The organism is Solidesulfovibrio aerotolerans, from assembly GCF_009856865.1.
GTDB classification, from domain to species: Bacteria; Desulfobacterota; Desulfovibrionia; order Desulfovibrionales; family Desulfovibrionaceae; genus Solidesulfovibrio; species Solidesulfovibrio aerotolerans.
The window spans coordinates 39,207-55,314 of record NZ_WVUD01000022.1; the positions used below are offsets into that span (position 1 = coordinate 39,207).

Annotated in this window: 13 protein-coding genes; 9 read left to right on the plus strand and 4 right to left on the minus strand. The window is 65.0% G+C overall.

Annotated features, from left to right (window positions below):
• Positions 1 to 45 precede the first annotated feature (45 nt).
• A complete protein-coding gene (locus GTA51_RS12500) occupies positions 46 to 1,917 on the plus strand; it encodes a radical SAM protein (protein ID WP_160961553.1) in 1,872 nt (623 codons plus the stop codon).
• Positions 1,918 to 1,975: 58 nt separating this feature from the next.
• Positions 1,976 to 3,439 carry an oligosaccharide flippase family protein gene (locus tag GTA51_RS12505; RefSeq protein WP_160961555.1) on the plus strand — a complete coding sequence of 488 codons (1,464 nt, stop codon included), beginning with the start codon at positions 1,976 to 1,978 and terminating at the stop codon, positions 3,437 to 3,439.
• A 119-nt stretch (positions 3,440 to 3,558) separates the two neighbouring features.
• On the opposite strand, the gene GTA51_RS12510 is transcribed toward GTA51_RS12505, so the two are convergent.
• The 4 genes from GTA51_RS12510 to GTA51_RS12525 form a co-directional block, all read right to left on the minus strand.
• Entirely contained in the window at positions 3,559 to 4,722 is a 1,164-nt protein-coding gene (locus GTA51_RS12510) for a glycosyltransferase (protein WP_160961557.1), read from the minus strand.
• 275 nt (positions 4,723 to 4,997) lie between these two features.
• The gene (locus GTA51_RS12515; RefSeq protein ID WP_160961559.1) at positions 4,998 to 5,351 is read right to left on the minus strand and encodes a hypothetical protein; all 354 of its coding nucleotides are present in this window, start codon (positions 5,349 to 5,351) and stop codon (positions 4,998 to 5,000) included.
• 187 nt (positions 5,352 to 5,538) lie between these two features.
• Positions 5,539 to 6,666, minus strand: a complete 1,128-nt coding sequence (locus GTA51_RS12520) for a glycosyltransferase (RefSeq protein ID WP_160961560.1) — start codon at positions 6,664 to 6,666, stop codon at positions 5,539 to 5,541.
• Complete coding sequence (locus GTA51_RS12525) at positions 6,666 to 7,880, minus strand: radical SAM protein (RefSeq protein WP_160961562.1); 1,215 nt, start codon at positions 7,878 to 7,880, stop codon at positions 6,666 to 6,668. Before GTA51_RS12525 ends, GTA51_RS12520 begins: the two co-directional genes overlap by 1 nt.
• Positions 7,881 to 8,155: 275 nt before the next feature.
• On the opposite strand from GTA51_RS12525, the gene GTA51_RS12530 reads away from it, so the two are divergent.
• From GTA51_RS12530 to GTA51_RS12560, 7 genes are all read left to right on the plus strand, one after another.
• Positions 8,156 to 9,967, plus strand: coding sequence for a YIP1 family protein (locus tag GTA51_RS12530; RefSeq protein ID WP_246198119.1), 1,812 nt, complete (start codon positions 8,156 to 8,158; stop codon positions 9,965 to 9,967).
• A 342-nt stretch (positions 9,968 to 10,309) separates the two neighbouring features.
• The gene (locus GTA51_RS12535; protein WP_160961564.1) at positions 10,310 to 11,107 is read left to right on the plus strand and encodes an SAM hydrolase/SAM-dependent halogenase family protein; all 798 of its coding nucleotides are present in this window, start codon (positions 10,310 to 10,312) and stop codon (positions 11,105 to 11,107) included.
• The gene (locus tag GTA51_RS12540) at positions 11,104 to 11,829 is read left to right on the plus strand and encodes an adenosylcobinamide-GDP ribazoletransferase (RefSeq protein ID WP_160961566.1); all 726 of its coding nucleotides are present in this window, start codon (positions 11,104 to 11,106) and stop codon (positions 11,827 to 11,829) included. Before GTA51_RS12535 ends, GTA51_RS12540 begins: the two co-directional genes overlap by 4 nt.
• A 59-nt stretch (positions 11,830 to 11,888) precedes the next feature.
• A complete protein-coding gene (gene fliJ, locus GTA51_RS12545; protein ID WP_160961568.1) occupies positions 11,889 to 12,332 on the plus strand; it encodes a flagellar export protein FliJ in 444 nt (147 codons plus the stop codon).
• The gene (locus tag GTA51_RS12550) at positions 12,325 to 13,032 is read left to right on the plus strand and encodes a MotE family protein (protein ID WP_246198120.1); all 708 of its coding nucleotides are present in this window, start codon (positions 12,325 to 12,327) and stop codon (positions 13,030 to 13,032) included. The genes fliJ and GTA51_RS12550 overlap by 8 nt, the downstream gene beginning before the upstream one ends.
• 177 nt (positions 13,033 to 13,209) lie before the next feature.
• Positions 13,210 to 14,025, plus strand: a complete 816-nt coding sequence (truA, locus tag GTA51_RS12555; protein WP_160961569.1) for a tRNA pseudouridine(38-40) synthase TruA — start codon at positions 13,210 to 13,212, stop codon at positions 14,023 to 14,025.
• Positions 13,970 to 16,078 (plus strand): hypothetical protein, encoded by a 2,109-nt coding sequence (locus GTA51_RS12560; RefSeq protein WP_160961571.1) that lies wholly within the window; start codon positions 13,970 to 13,972, stop codon positions 16,076 to 16,078. The genes truA and GTA51_RS12560 overlap by 56 nt, the downstream gene beginning before the upstream one ends.
• The last annotated feature ends 30 nt before the right edge of the window (positions 16,079 to 16,108 follow it).

Sequence of the window (16,108 nt, forward strand, 5' to 3'; positions counted from 1 at the left end):
TCGCCATGAGAGCGGCAAAATCATCGCCCAATGGACACCACTGCCATGCTAAAACGCCCGCTTACTCCGGAGACGTACTACAGGCTGCCCTGGAATCTGGCCGACAACGCCATTACCTGGCTTGAACCGACCACCAAGTGCAATCTCTACTGCGAAGGGTGCTACCGCGAAAACGATCCCTTCGGTCACAAGCCCCTGGCCGACGTCATTCGTGATCTGGAGCGGGTCAAGCAGATGCGCCGCACCGACGGCATCTCCATTGCCGGCGGCGAGCCGCTTATTTATCCCGACATCGTGCCACTGGTGCGCTATGTGGCGGCCCAGGGCTGGAAGCCCATCATCAATTCCAACGGGCAGGCGCTCACCCCTGAGCTGGTGCGCGAACTGGCCGCTGCCGGACTGGTCGGATTCACCATGCACGTGGATTCGCATCAGGTCCGCCCAGGGTGGAAGGGAGCCAGCGAAAAAGACCTCAATGCCCTGCGCTTAAAGCTCGCCGAGATGATCCACGAACACGGCGAAGGCAAAGTGTCGTGCTCGTTTAACGCCACGATTTACCGTGACACCCTGTCCGAAATCCCCATGCTCACCCGCTGGGCCCACGAGCACATCGACATCGTTCAGACGATGGTCTACATCCTGTTTCGCTCGGCCAGAAAACGCAGCAATTTCGATGTGTTCGCCAACGGCCGCCCGGCCGATGTGGGCGATCTCGTCTACCAGCTCGACAAACAGGAACAACACGAAGACATCGACTCCCAGGAGATCGCCGACGCCATCCGGCTGGCCTATCCCGAGCATGAGCCGTGTTCCTATTTAAACGGCACCGAGGACTCCCGGTCCATGAAATGGCTGCTGACCCTTCGGGCCGGCAACAAGGACGAGATCATTGGCTATCTCGATGCCAAGTTTGCCGAGTGGATGCAGATTTTCCACCATCTCTTTTTTGGTACCTACCTGGCCTACACCCGTCCGTGTTGGACGGCCTGGCTGCAAAAGCTCATTTTCCTGACGCCCTTTAACAAGAGCCTGCGCCAGATCTTTGGCAAGCTGCTCACGCGGCCCAAGATGTGGACCAAGCCGGTGCACATCCAGTCGATCATGGTCATCCAGCCCTGCGATCTGTTTGACGACGGTCGCCAGAACATGTGCGACGGCTGCCCGGACGCCATTTTCTACAAGGACAAGCTGGTTTGGAGCTGCCGGGTGGACGAGCTGGAGAAGTTCGGCGCGTTTATCCAGTGCGCCCCGCGCAGTTGTTGCGGCGGCGGCACCTGCGCTCCCCAGCCGGCCCCGGCTCCCGAAGCAGCCAAGGCACCCGAACCGGCCGCCGCCCCGGCACCCGAACCGACGCCGGTGCCTGAACCGACTCCGGCCCCCGAACCGGCCCCGACGCCTGTGCCCCAGGCCGAGCCGGTGCAAGCGCCCGAGCCGACTCCCGAACCTGCCCCGGCCCCCGAGGCCGTCATTGCGCCGGAACCGACGCCCGAACCGCAGCCCGAGCCGGTGCAAACGCCCGAGCCGACCCCCGAACCGGCCCCGGTCCCCGAGGCCGTCATCGAGCCGGAACCGACGCCCGAACCGCAGCCCGAGCCGGTGCAAGTGCCCGAACCGGCCCCCGTGCCTGCGCCTCGCCAGGACACCGCCCCGGCCACCAAGGGTATGACCGAACCGGCAGTCAAGGTGATGACGCCGCCGGCCGTGGTCGCCCCCGAGCCGACTCCGGCCCCTGCGCCGGAACCGACTCCGGCCCCTGCGCCGGAACCGACCCCCGAGCCGACGCCGGAACCGGCCAAGGCCGCACCAGCCAAGGCCGCCCCGGTCAAGGTAGCCCAGCCGGCCGCCGACAAGCCGGCCAAGGCTGCCCCGGCCAAGAAGTCCGGCAAGGCTGCCAAGAAAAAATCCAAGGCTCGTTAGCCGCACCGCCTGATCAACCCTGCCGACCGCCATGCGCGGTCGGCAGGGGGAATACCCGATGCCCCAAAAAACGACCGCCGCCCCCAAGGCCGTACCCCGCCAATCCTACGGCATTTTCTCAAAATTCCTGCAGCTTGCCGGCGCACAGTGGATTCACGACGCGCTGCATACCTTTTTCCTTATTTATCTGGCCCGGTTGTCCACCAGCGATTACGGCGAATTCATGGTGGCCTTTGGCCTGGCCTCCATTATCCTCTTTCTGGGCGAATTCGGCCTCAACCAGCCGCTGGTCGCTTCGCTGTGCAAGAAATACAGCCACAAGGGCGACATCCTGGCCCAGTACACCCTTTTAAAGGGCGTGCTGCTGGTGGCGGGGTGGCTCGGCGTGGTGGTCTTTATCCACTGGCAGGGCTACACGCCGGGGCTTAAAAATCTGGTCATGGTCATCTCGGCCGGCGTGGGGCTGGAAGCCATCGCCAGTTCCTTTTTCGTGGCCATCCGGGTTGAGGGCCGCCAGGATCTCGAAGGCCGCATCCGCGTGGTGGCCGGCATTCTCGGCTACGGCTACGCCATTGCACTCCTTTCCATGGGGGCTGCGCCGCATTGGATTGCGCTTTTCAAGCTCATCGAAAACGTGGTCAACCTCGTTGGCGGCGTGTGGATGGCGCTGCGCACCACCGACTTTAACGGCCTGTCGCTCAAACGCAAATCCATGGCCCGCACCTGGGCCACCGCCAAAAACGGCATGGTGTTCGTGCTCATGGCCCTGGCAGCCATCCTCTACAACAAAGCCAACCTCTACTTCCTGCAAAGCCAGGGCGGCCCCACCAAAGTGGCCCAGTACAGCGTCACCTGGGAACTGGTGGATGGCATCTCCATCCTAGTGTCCAATCTGCTGTTGCGCTCCATCCTCTATCCGCTGTTTGTGCGCTTGTGGAAAAGCGATAAGACGGAATTTACGCGACTGGCCAACAACTCGGTGCGCTGGCTGATCGGCGCGTCGATCCCGGTCATGTTTGTGCTTTTTATCGAATCCGACCGCATTATCGGTCTCATTTACGGCGGGGCCTACTACGAAGCCATGTGGATGCAGAAATGGCTGGTCGGCACGATCATCTGCGGCTTTGTGCACAATCTGGCCGCCTATCTCATGATGAGCCAGGGCAAGCAGCGCCTGCTGCTGTTCGTCTACATCGGCGGGCTTTTGCTCAACCTGGCCCTGTGTTCCACGCTCATTCCCATGGACCCGCTCCTGGGCACCTGTCTGGCCATGCTGATTACCAAGGCGGCCGTGGCCGTGGCCACCACCACCTATTGTCAGGTGAGCATGCGCATCATCGACATCAAATCCATGTGGCGCATCGCCGCGGCCTGCGCGGCCGGGGCGGCGCTCTATTTCGCCACCTATCGCTTCGGCATCCGCGAAATACCGGAAATCCTGGCGTTGGTGCCGTTTATCTTCCTGGTGCGCCAGTGGCAAAAGGAATTCAAGGCCCAGAAGGCGCAAGCCGGCATGAGCTGAGTGTCGCATGGCACCCAGCAGGAACGGCCGCGCGCCACGCAAAAGGGCCGCTGCTCCCGTACGGGAGCAGCGGCCCTTTCATTTCCCGGTGGGGGGGCCGGGGGCATCTTCCGTCTTCTCTATTCAGTTTCCCGGATCACCCGCTTGACCACGCCGCCCCAGCCGACTTTGTAGCGGATACCGCGCCAGGCCATGGTGTTGGTGGTAAAGGTGCGGCCAAAGCACCAGGCCAGCATCAAAAACGTCGCCGCATAGCCGCGCAGCCAGGGGAAAAGCGCCACCGGCCGGGGACATAAGCTGCGAAAGCACAGCCCCAGTCCGGTAAAGGCGGCCAGATAGGCTGCCCCGGCCACGGCCGATGCGCCGCTGCCAAAGCCAAAAATCCAGCCCCCGAGTATGCCGACAGCCAGGAGCTGCGGTGCGGCCAACAACAAGACGGCCACAATGGACACCAGCCATCCCGGCGGGATGCAGAATTTGAGATAGAGGAGTTGGCGCGTGAGCCAGTCGTCCCAGCGGGTGAGGCTCACCCCCGATAGCGGCGTGGCCAGACAGGCCGCTGCCACGGGCCAAGCGGCCACACCAAAGCGGTGCAGATGCGGCCCCATGGAGAAATCGTCCACGATGTTGTGGCCCCAGAGTTTGACCAAACCAAACCGGTCAAAGGCCGGCCGGGAGATGGCCATGGCCCCGCCCCAGGGCTGGGTGATGGCCCGGATGGGCTGGAGCAGATGCAGGGCCAGACAGGTGACAGCCATGCCGATGGTGGCGGTGGCCCCGTCGCCGGGCACGATCTTGTGAAAGCCGCTGGTCATGGGCGCGTCGCCGCGAGCGATGGGGGCTACGAGATTGGAAACAAAGTGGCGGTCGGCCACATGGGTCGAGTCGCAGAAAACAAACACCTCGGCCGTCTGGGCCGCCCGCACGCCGGCCAGGATATTGTGATTTTTCTGACCGCAGGTCGTCGCCGGCCCGGCCACCAGCTGCAACACCCGGGGATCGTTGCCGGCCTCGCCGCACACCAGGGCCACGGCCGGATCGTCGGCCTGCCCGGCGACGAAAATAACCGTCATATCCGGGTAGTCCTGATCAATCAGCGAAGAAACAGCCTGCCGCATGCCGGGCGTGTCGCCGGTGACCGGCACAATGACCGCCACCCGGGGGCAGATAGCAGGCAACGTCTCGGGACCGTCGCCGCCGCGCACATGCTTTTGGCCAAGCAAATAAAGGGCGGCAAGCACGCACAATTGCACGGCCATGACACCAAAAACAAACAACTCCACGCAGCCTCCTGAGGAGCGCCCCGGAAGTTTCGCCGGGCCGCATCGAAAAATTATACCCTGAGCCGGGTTCCGGTGGGATTGTCGCCAGCCACCAGCGCAACGGTGGTTCCTGGCTAGCACACACGCCGGCTCTCAGGGCCGGAGCCGACCAGTGTACCGACCAACGCCCAAAACCCCCTTGAAATACGTCTTCCTTTCAGGGGGTCCGGGGGGGATGATCCCCCCCGGCCGCCGGAGGCACTCTTCTCTTTCTTCTATCTTCTCTTCGTAAATAACTACGGCGTGCGCGTGGCGCGCAGTTCGACTTTGCGGCCACCTTTGGTGGTCAGGGTGCCGGTCAGTTCGTTGCCGCGCGCGTCGCCTTCAAAGACATGCCCGCTGCCGTGGATCATGTAGACGTGGCCGTTAAAGACGGCCCCGACCACATGGTAGACATTGGTTTCGCCGGTGAGGGCGCAGACCACCACTTCGCCTTTGACGGAATTGCCATCCTGTTCGATGGTGGCCGAGAGTTGCGACCCATAGAGCGAGGCACGCCACAAACCGGCCATCTGGGCTTCTGCACAAGCCAAGGCTGGCAGGGCCAGCAGCAGACTGGCGAGAAACGCAAGGAGGGCAAACAAACGCATGGGGTTCTCCATCCCGCACGCCCTTTCCGAAGAGGACCGACGGCGCGCGGGTCGTGTTGCGGCAAGGCGCTGACCGTGGCGGGTGTCAGCTCGCAACACGCTGCATCGACGATTTCTGTGTATAACACGTTGCATACTTGTGGACACGGCACGCGGGGCGACGGCACCCCAGCGGTCGCGGCGGTGGTCAATCCCTGGCTGGCCCAGCACCCGCCGGGCGCTGGGCCGGACCGCCGGCGAGCACATGCTCGAAGACGGCTTCGTGGCGGCGCACCATTTGCGCCATGGAAAAAAGCGCCTCCACCCGTTCCCGGGCGTTTTTCCCAAAGGCCAGCCGCTTGTCCTCGTCGGCCAGCAGCGCGGCGATATTTTCGCCCAGGGCTTCGGGATTGCGCGGCGGGCAGAGCAGGCCCGTTTGATCCGGAACGACCAGATCCGGGATGCCGCCAACGGCCGTGGCCGCCACCGGCAACCCCATGGCCATGGCTTCGAGCAGCACGTTGGGCAGCCCTTCGCGCACCGAGGACAGGGCCACAACCGAGGCCTGCTGGAAAAACGGACGCGGGTCGGGTGATGCGGGATAGGTGCGGATCAGGCCGCGCACCGGCGAGCGGCTGGCCAGGGTGCGCACGCGCGTGCGCAGCGGCCCGTCGCCAACCAGCCACAACTCGGCCCGGGGGCGCTTGGCCGCCACGTATTCAAAGGCCCGGATCAGCGTCTCGTGGTCCTTGTCCTCGCAAAACCGGGCCAGACACAGCACCACTTCGCGCACCGGCCGCAACTCGTCGGGCGGCGGCAGGAAATAGCCGGTGTCCACGCCGTTGGGGATGCAGGTGATGGCAGCGGCCGGCCGGCCCAGGGCTTCCAGGGTGCGGGCCAGCGGCGCGGCATTGACGATATGATGGCTGCAAAGGCCCTTTAAAAACCGCTCATGCTGCCGGGCAATGGCCCCGCCGCCGCGACAGGTGCCGATCACCGGGGCCAGTCCCTGCATTTTGGCAAAGATGCGGGCCCAGATGTTGGGCACGGCGGTCAGCGGCACGAGCACATCCGGCCGGTGCTCCTTGAGCCTGTGCCACAAAGCCGCAAGCGAGGCCAGCCCCACCGTGGGATTGGGCGAGAGCCACACCAGCGGGATGCCCGCAGCCTCGGCTTTGGGTGCAAAATCGCGCACGTCGGTAAGCATCCAGAATTCCGGGGCAAACAGCGACCGGTCCAGACGCGTCCCAAGCTCCAGGGCCTGGCGCTGGGTGCCGCCAAAAGCCAGATCCTGGAGCACAAAGACAACGCGGGCCGGTTTCTTCACGTCAGTCATCAATACCCCATCAGGCCACAGCAGCGGGTACACGAGGGCATAAGTCCTTCGGTGTGCAGGCTGGCCCGGAAACGCCTATAGGCTTCGCTGTTCCACAATTCGGTGATGGTTTTGTCGCGCACATTGCCCACGATATAGTCATGGTAGTCGCGGCACGGCGACATGTCGCCGTTGGAATCCAGTTCCACCGCCTGATAGATGGAGATGCACTGGTTGTAGCCGAAGGTGGCGTCGTGGTTGCTGTAGTATTCGCGCAGATCGGGCACGCCGGAGACGTTGGGAATGATATTGACCGGCGGGTTTTTAAAACCCTTGGAGCGACGCTTCACTTCGGCCAACTGTTTGTTGAGCGTCTCGTGGTCCTTGATGGTCCAATCGCCCACCCAGCCCCAATGGAGCTTGGGCTTAAAGCCAAACCGCCGGGCAAAGTCCTCGTCATGGGCCGTGGCGCTTTTTTCATCGATCCACCACGACAGGTAATAGACGAAAAGGTCCACCCGGTCCTTGTAGGCCTCGTAGATATCCACCAGATGATGGACGTTGGCGCTGGAGATGGTGGTCAGGGCGGCCACCAGCGGCAGTTTGGTGTTATGGGCCTTTTTGGCCTCGGCGATGGCGGACAGCGAATCCTGGATAACCTTGTAATTGTCGCCGCCGCCGGCCGAAGGCCGGGCCGCGTTATGGGTCTCGGGCGAATGGCCGTCGATGGAAATCTGGAGCAGGAACATGGGCGCGGCCGCCAATCGATCCGCCGCAGCCACGAGTCCGGTGGCGTTGGTGGCAATGGAGGTCGGCATCTTTAATTCGGTGGCCCGGTCGATGATGTCCAGCCAGCCTTTGTACATGGTCGGCTCGCCGCCCCACAGATAGACCGAGGGCCGGTGGCCGTTGGCTGCCAGATCATCGAGCAGGGCCAGATAACGTTCCGGGGAGATTTCCTGCTTCTTTAAATCTTTGAGATTGCTCCCGTGCAAAAAGCCCTGATCGCCCCACTGACCGCAGGTGTGGCAGCGCAGGTTGCACATATCCGTGATACGAATGGAGAGTTGCCGGATGCTGCGGGCATTGCCGGTTTCGGCCTGGGGATTGAGGAAGGAAAAGAGGAACTTCTCTTTTTCCAAGGCCGCCAACCGGCCGGCGATCCAGGGATGACGAGCCACTTTGACCGACTGTTTGAGAATCGTGCCAAGGGCGACGCTGCTGCGTTTGCTCATGAAGCCTCCAAAATAAAGCCTGACGGCGAAATGTCGCCTTACGCCGAAAAGGCCCATGGTTCAAGCATTGTGACGCCAAGCCCCTGGTAGGCAGGTCGCCCGGTCTTGTAAAGAGCGCCTGCGGGAAACCCTGGCGACCGCCGGCCCGGTGTCACCGGACTGGCCCCAATGGCCCGGTTGCCAATGGCCCGGTTGCCTTGCGGGCGGCGAGGGGCTACACTGGGGTTTGCAGATTTGCGCCCGGCGGCTTTCTCCGGGACGTTTTGCGAAGGTATATGATGCGCATCAACTGCCCCCAATGCGGTTTTTTCAGGGAGTTGCCTGACACCAAGGCTCCGGTGACCCCGACCATGGCCACCTGTCCCAAGTGCCGCCATCGGTTCCGGTTCCGCCCGGAGCCGACTCCCGCCACTCCCGCCAGCCACCTCCCGGTTGGCGAGGAAGGCGTTTCCTCATGGCGTCGGGGCAGCCCCACCAAGCTGGATCGACAGCAACCACCCCCGGCCGCCTGGGAACCCCTCGGCGACGCCGGCGAAAACGCCGCGTTGGACCCGGCCGAGGCCCACGCCGTTGCCGACGATGCCACCTTTGCCACGCCGCCCGCAGCAACGGCCCGGCCCCAGGACCACAGCCCGTCCCCCCACGACGTCCCGGAGCAGCGCCAATGGGCCGACCCGGACGCGGGGAACCCGTCGGCCAGCGAAGCCGCGACGGACGACGCGCTGGACCCGCCCAGCCATTGGGCCCAGCCGGTCGCTCCCGAACAGCCCGTTTTGCGCCGGCCGCTCGATCCCGAGCCGCCGCTGCGCTCCCGCGCCCGCACCAAGGCTGCCCCTGGCGCGCCCAGACAGCCCGCCGCACCGACGCTGCCGCCGATGACCGACGAGGCCGCATTGCCCCCTGTTGCCGACGAACCGGCGCTGGCCCGTCCGCCCCGGTCGGCCCGGTCGGCCGCGCCGGCGCCGCAACCCGAAAAAGCCGCCCCCCGCAGCATGCCGCCGGCTGCGCCCGAAATTTCCATCCCCCCGGTGGTACCCGAGGATTCCAGCCCCCAGCCGGAACCCGAACAGCGCACCCCGGCCGAGCCTTTGGTTGCGCCCACGGCTTCGCTGCGGCCAAGCGGCACCGGCCCGGCCGAACACCCCATTCCGGCCACTCCGGCCGAGCCTTTGGTTGCGCCCTTGGCTCCGGTTGCGCCGGCACCCGCGCCAGCCCCGCCGGCTGTCGCGCCCCAGCTCGCCCCGGTCCAGGCCGATGCCGACCAAACACCGCCAGCGTCTGACACGCTACCGCCGGAAACGTCCAAGCCGGTCGATACCCCCGGACCAGCCCCGCGCGCCGATGGTGTGCGCGATATCTGGGCCAGACTGCAGGCCATGGACGACAACCGGTCCAAAAAACGCCGCGCCGACCACCACCGGCCAGCCGAAGACGAGCCGGATGCACCGCCGCGCGATGCGGTCGTTGACCCCATCCCCTGGGAGCGCCAGGACGCCTACGGCTTTTTCCCGGGCCTGTTTTTGACGCTGAAAAAAATTCTGCTCCAACCCATGGAATTTTTCGGCTCCCTGCCCGAAGGGCGCCCCAAGACCAAGGCCCTGGTTTTCAGCCTGCTGATCAGCGAATTCCTGCTGGTCATCGATTTCCTGTGGTCGCTTATGAATCTGCGCGTCCGCGTCGGCGGTCCGGCCCAGCAGGACGCCCTGCAGGCCATGGGCAATTCGCCGAGCCTGTATTTCCTGGCCGCGCTGCTCCTGGTGCCGGTGGCCCTATCGGTCGGCATCTACCTCGACGCCTGGTTCACCCATCTGCTGCTGCTGCTGTTTCGCAGCAACAAAAAAGGCTTTAACGAAACCTTCCGGGTGCTGTGCTATTCCTCCGCGCCCACCGTGCTTTCGGCGGTGCCGGTGGCCGGCCAGCTCCTGTCCCCGATCATTCTCATCTGGTACATGGCGCTGCAGGCCATTGGCCTCAAAAAATGCCATGAGGGTGCCTATACCCAGACCCTGGCCGCCATTTTCATCAAATGGTCGATCTATCTTTTTCTGACGCTGGCCGTGCTGCAAAGCATCACGCCAGGGCAATGACCCCAGGGCCGCTCTTCGCCTGGAGATAACCGCTTGCGACCGGCGGCCTGCTGGAGATCTTCTTTCTTTTCGGCTGCTCTTTCTCCATACCATCGGCCCCGCTTCGGGGCCGTGGGCCGGTTGAGGTCGGGATTTGGGCCTGGACCGGCGCGCCAGCGACGGCCCAGACCCAAATCCCGACCCCATCCTAGCAAGCCCCCGCCGCCGACCCAGCCTCCCAACCGCCTGCCCCACTCGGGGGTCCGGGGGGGTGACCCCCCCGGCGGGTCCGGGCAGAGCCCGGTCTTCGCCTTTCCGCCTTTCCGCTTTTCCTTCTTACCGCCAGAGGAGGCCATACCCGCCATGCACACCGCGCCGCTTATCGCCTTGCTGACGGATTTCGGGCTGGCTGATCCGTATGTCGGCCAGATGCAGTCTGTCCTTATCGCGGCTGCGCCGGGCGTGCCCCGTGTGGACATAAGCCATGGGGTGGCCATGGGCGACGTGGCCCAGGCCGCCTTTTTCCTGGCCGCGACCTTGCCGTGGCTGCCGCCGGGAGCGGTGGTTCTGGCGGTGGTGGACCCGGGGGTGGGCACGGCCCGGCGGGTGCTGGTCGTTGAGATCGCGTCCCGGCTGGTGGTGGCCCCGGACAATGGGCTGCTCACCTTGGCCCTGGCCCACGAGACCGGCTTTCGGGCCTTTGACGCCACCCCCCGGTCGGTGCCGGCCAGCGCGACGTTTCACGGCCGCGACGTGTTTGCGCCGTTGGCCGCCCGGCTGGCCCAGGGTGAATCGCCGACGGCCCTGGGCTATGCCCTGTCGCCGGACGAGTTGGTGAGGCTGCCGGGGCTGGCCGCAACACGCCAGGGCGATGTGGTCACGGCCCGGGTCCTGTCTGTGGACGGGTTTGGCAATGTGGCCACGAGTTGCGACGTGGCCCGATTTGGCGGGCGGCTCTCCCGGGCGCAGGTGCTGGCACCGGTGGCGCGCCGGCTGGTGCCGGCTGTGACGTACGCCGATCTCGGGCCGGGCGAGGTGGGCCTTTTGGCCGGCAGCCAGGGCTATCTGGAGCTGGCTGTGGGCGGCGCTTCGGCCGCGGCGGCGCTCGGGCTGGCCCGGGGGGATCGCCTGGAACTGTTCTTGCCGCTGGCGGGCGTATGAAAATCGTTAGGAATTTTCTGGCGGCTTTGGGCTTTCTCACACGCCTTGGGCCGGTGGCGACAGACCCGGACATGGCGGGCTGCGTGCCGCTTTTTCCCGTGGTCGGGGCCACCCTTGGGCTGGTTTTGACCGTGCCGCTGGCCCTGGGCCTTTTCGGGGGCCATCCCCTGGCCGGGGCCTTTGTCTATGCCGTGGCCAATCTGGCCCTGACCCGGGGCCTGCACCTGGACGGCTTTGCCGACGTGGCCGACGCCTGGGGCAGTCTGGCCCGGGGCGAGCGCTTTTTCACCATCATGAAAGACAGCCGCATCGGGGCCTTTGGCGGCATGGCGTTGGTGGTGGCCATTGCCGGGCAGGCCTGCTTTGGGGCAGAACTCTTGTCGTCCGGGCAGGTGTGGCTTTTGGCCGCTGCGCCGGTTGCCGGGCGCGCGGCAGCGGTGGCGCTCATGCGGGCCTGCGCCGATATTCCCCGGCCCGGTCTGGGGTCGCTGTGCCTGCCTGGGGCCACCTGGCCCAACACGCTTTTTGCCGTGGGCTTGGGGTTGGTCTGTCTGCTGGCGGCAGGCGGGCTGCGGGCAGCGGTGTGGGGGACGGTGTTGGGTGGGCTGACGCTGTGGCGTCTGGCCCGGCTGGCCCGGCAAAACGGCGGCGTAAACGGCGATTTTTTGGGCGCGGCCATTGTCGGCTGCGAGTTGACGACCCTGGCCGGCGGGTTGTTGTAGCAAGTGGCCCGGGTTTTGCTGTTGGGGAGAACGACCGACAAAAAACCGGCAGGGGACACATGGCCAAACCTTTTCGTTTCAATCTCCAGCGCGTCCTGGACATCCGCGGCCAACTGGAAGAGCGGGCCAAGATGGAGCTGGGCAAGGCCATGGCCGCCTGCTCCGAGAAAGAGCGCGAGATTCACCGGCTGGAAAACGAAAAAAACGCCCGCGAATCCTCCATGTCCCAAAAGCCCACGGTGACGCCCGAGGAACTCTGGCTCTGGCAGGCCTACCGCACCCGGCTGGTGGACGACATCCGCACCTCCCATGTCCGGCTGGCCGAACTGAACGAAGTCCGGGAACGCTGCCGCCGCACCCTGGTGACGCGGGCCAAAGACAAGAAATTGCTGGACAAACTCAAATCAAATAAGGCCGAAATCCATGCCTACGAAGAACGCCTCGCCGAGCAGAACGAAAACGACGATATGGCGTCCATCCGCTATCAGCCGCCGCTTGTCTGAGCTGGGCGAGCGGGTGCTGGTGGTCATGGAGCGCGTCTCCGGCCGCATTGCCCCCCGGGCCACCAAGGTGCTCGGGATTTTCGTCATGCTGGCGGCCATCAAGCTCGGCATCCTTTTTTTCATGGGCCTGGATTTGCTGCTGCCCGATCCGCCTGTTCAGGTGACCCAGAATTCCCGTCTGGCCGCGCCGGTCCTGCCCGGACCGTTTGCCGGCCCCACGCCGGTCCTGGCCCAGCAGGCCCCGGCCCCCATGCCCCCGGCCACCATGCCGCCAAGCGCCACGCCGCCAGCCAATACCACGGGCGCGCCCGACTCCAACGCTTTGCTTAAGCGCCAGGACGAGTTGGATCAGCGCGAACAGGGGCTTAAAAGCCTTGAGGGCGAGCTCAATTCCCGCATTGCCAAGCTTAAAGAGATGGAAACGAGCATCAAGGCCATGCTGGAAGAGGCCAAGGGCGTGAAAGACCAGAAGCTGAAGCATCTTATCGACGTGTATTCCAACATGAACGCCAAGCAGGCGGCCAAGGTTCTCGAAACCCTGGACAACGGCATCGCAGTCAAAATTCTGGCAGGCATGCGCGGTCGCGGGGCCGGCGAAGTGCTCAATAACATGGAAGCCAAAAAAGCCGCCGGCTTAACGGAAATGCTCACCAAGATCCAACTGCCGCCCACGGCCGGGGAAAACCCCGGCGACATGTAGGGGGTGCGCCCGGTCTTTTCCGGGGAGCCGGGCCAGCAGGAGCCACGGGCACTTGGCCGGCGACATGGAGGGGATGCGTTCGGTATTCACCGAGCTGGTTGCCACGCTTTGACCATCGGGATTTATGATTGTCATTCACAAAAAGCAGCGATGTCATTTTGCCATCGCGACCGTAGTATGCCCAGAGTACGCCTGACGCTGGCCTATGACGGCACGCATTTCGCGGGCTGGCAGTTGCAGGCTCCGGGCTTTGGCCGCACGGTCCAGGGCTGTCTGGAGGAGGCGCTCGCCAGGCTATGCGCCGGCCCGGTGCGGGTCCACGGGGCCGGGCGCACCGACTCCGGGGTCCATGCCCTGGCCCAGGTGGCCCATTGCGACGTGCCGGAATCCCGGGCCGGCTTCCCCTGGCAAAAGGCGCTCAACGCCTTGCTGCCCAAGGACATGTCGGTGGCCCACGCCGCCGAGGTGGCCCCGGATTTCCACGCCCGCTTCGATGCCGTGGGCAAGGAATACCGCTACACGCTGTGGACCGACCCCGGCTCCCTCCTGCCCTGGCGACGGGCCTACGTCTGGGACGTGGGGCGCTACGGCCCCCTTGATGTGGCGGCCATGGACGCCTGCGCCGCGCTTTTCGCCGGCAGCCACGATTTCGCCGCCTTCCAAAACGCCGGCACCGACGTGAAATCCACGGTGCGTCAGATGCATGGCGCCTGGCGTCTGCCGGGCACGCCGGAACAGGAGATGGTCTGGCAGTTTCGGGCCGAAGGGTTTCTCAAACAGATGGTGCGCAATCTCATGGGCGCGCTGGTGGCGGTCGGGCGCAGTAAAGTTTCCCCCCAAGATATCCGATCAGTTCTGACGAAAGGGCAAAGAAGCCTTGCGCCGGGGACTGCTCCGGCCTGCGGGCTTTGCCTGCACGCGGTGGAGTACGCGTCAGATGGCCGGGGGCATAAGCGACATCTATTTCACCAGCCTGAGGCTGGCCAAGGGTGAGTCCGTAGCCGAGGCGTCTTCAGCCACGTCCGTGCCCTCGGTGCCCGGTGCCTCGTCCCAACTGCCGCGCGATGCCTGGACCAGCAGCGAGAATGCCGGCAACCTCCTTACCGCCGGCTTGTCCCTGCGTCTGTCAAAGTTCGAGCGGGCGCTGTCGCGATTTAACTGGCCGACCCTTGAAGCGGGCTGGCAGGACTCCCGGCTGGTGGTGCGTGATCCGGGCCTGACCGGCCAGATCCGGGCCGAGGCCGCCCCGGTGGGCACGGCCATCAATCCGCTCAAATACCTCTCCAGCGCCAGGACCTCCATCGCCGCCTCGGGCATAGCCCCGGGGGATTACCGGTTTGCCCTGACCCAGGGCGGGCACAAGGAAGCGTTTGCCGTGTCCGTGGCCGCGAACGACTCCTGGGGAAAAGTGCTGGGGAAGGTGGCCGAGGCGGTCAATAATTCCGGGAAATTAAGCGTTCACGCCGATGTCGCCCTGCAGCAAGCCCCCTTTGCCCTCGACACCTCCCTGCCGGGCACAGGCACGACCCTGACCCTGTCGGTCAACCCCAACCGCGTGGCCCAGGACGTCGCCTGGTCCGATACCTCCGGCCGGCTCCTTAACGCGCTTGGCCTGCGGGCCTCGGCCACGCCCACCGGCCCGGCCGAGGCCCGCCCCTGGCTTATCAGCTCGCCGCAGCAGGCCCGGCCGACGTTTCTCCATACCACAGGCTACGATCCCGGGGCCGCCACGACCCTGGCCACAGGCCTGCACACCTTTTCCTTTGCCACCGGCAGCGCAGCCCAGCCAACGACATATGTCTCGGCCGCCCACGGTCCCGACGCCGCAACGACCATCGCCCCTGGAACCTACGATTTCACGTTGACCCTCGGCAATCAGACCCGCAACCTGTCCGTGGCCGTCAAGGCCGGCTGGACCTGGGGCGATGTCCAAAACGTGGTCGCGGGGCAGATCAACGCCCAGCCCGCCTCGGTCTGGACGGCCGATAAGACCGGCGTCGAGCTGGTGGACAGCCCCTTTTACGCCCTCCCTGGCGTCACCGCCACGAGCGCCACCGTGTCCGTGCCCTCCGCAACCGATGCCACGGCCAATACCAGCCAGCGCCGGCTTACCGTGCAGACGGCGGCCGGTTTCGAAGACCAGACGCTCAAATTAACCGACGGCACCGGCGGCATCCTGTCCGCCCTGGGCCTGACCACCGCCCTGCGCGGCACGGTGGTGTCCATGCCCGTACGCCAAGGGGATACGGCTGGCGATGTGCTTGGCTCGGTGACGCGGGCCGTTGCCATGGCCACCAGCCGGGTGGCCGCCACGACCATCAAGGAAATACTCCCTTCTGCCGTGCTCCCGGGGCAAAACCTTTCGCTGCTTGGCCAGGCAGCCACGCTGACGCTGCAAAATCGCCGCCTGGGCGAGACGCTGACGCTTAATGACGGCGCAACCGGCCTCCTGACCAGCCTGGGGCTTAGGAACACGTTGCCGGGCCAGGACGGCGAACTGATCGCGAATGGGACGGCCCACGCCTCGGAAAACAACCACTACGCCCTGGATTCCGGCCGCCTGCGCCTGGAAACCAAGGCCGACATCGGGGAAGTCTTGCCATTAAGCGTCACCAAGGCCATGGACAGCCTGGAACAGCGCCTGGGCGATGTCGTGTCCAGCTACAACGACGTGCGCAAATACCTTTTCCAAAACAGCGGTTTTTTCACGCCGCAGGTGTCTGAACACCTCGGCCGGCCCGTGACCAACAACTGGGACGGCCTGAACAACCTCGGCTTTGGCAAGACCCGCCGCGACGAACAACTCTGGGTGCAAAGCGATGCGCTCTGGCATGGCCTGTACACCGCCAGCACAGCAGCCGAACAAACCCTGGCCCTGGCTCCCGCCGGCCTTATCCCGGCCTGGAAAACCGCTGTTGGCGGCATCAAACAGGCTGGCGTTTCCAGCTTCCTGACCCCGGAAACCGAAAATCTACGCCGCATCGCCCCGCGCGTCAGCGAGTTCGAACTGGAACGCAAACACCGGCTGGTCAACCTGCTGGGATGACGGCGGGTGGCGCGAGGCGCGGGCGTGGTG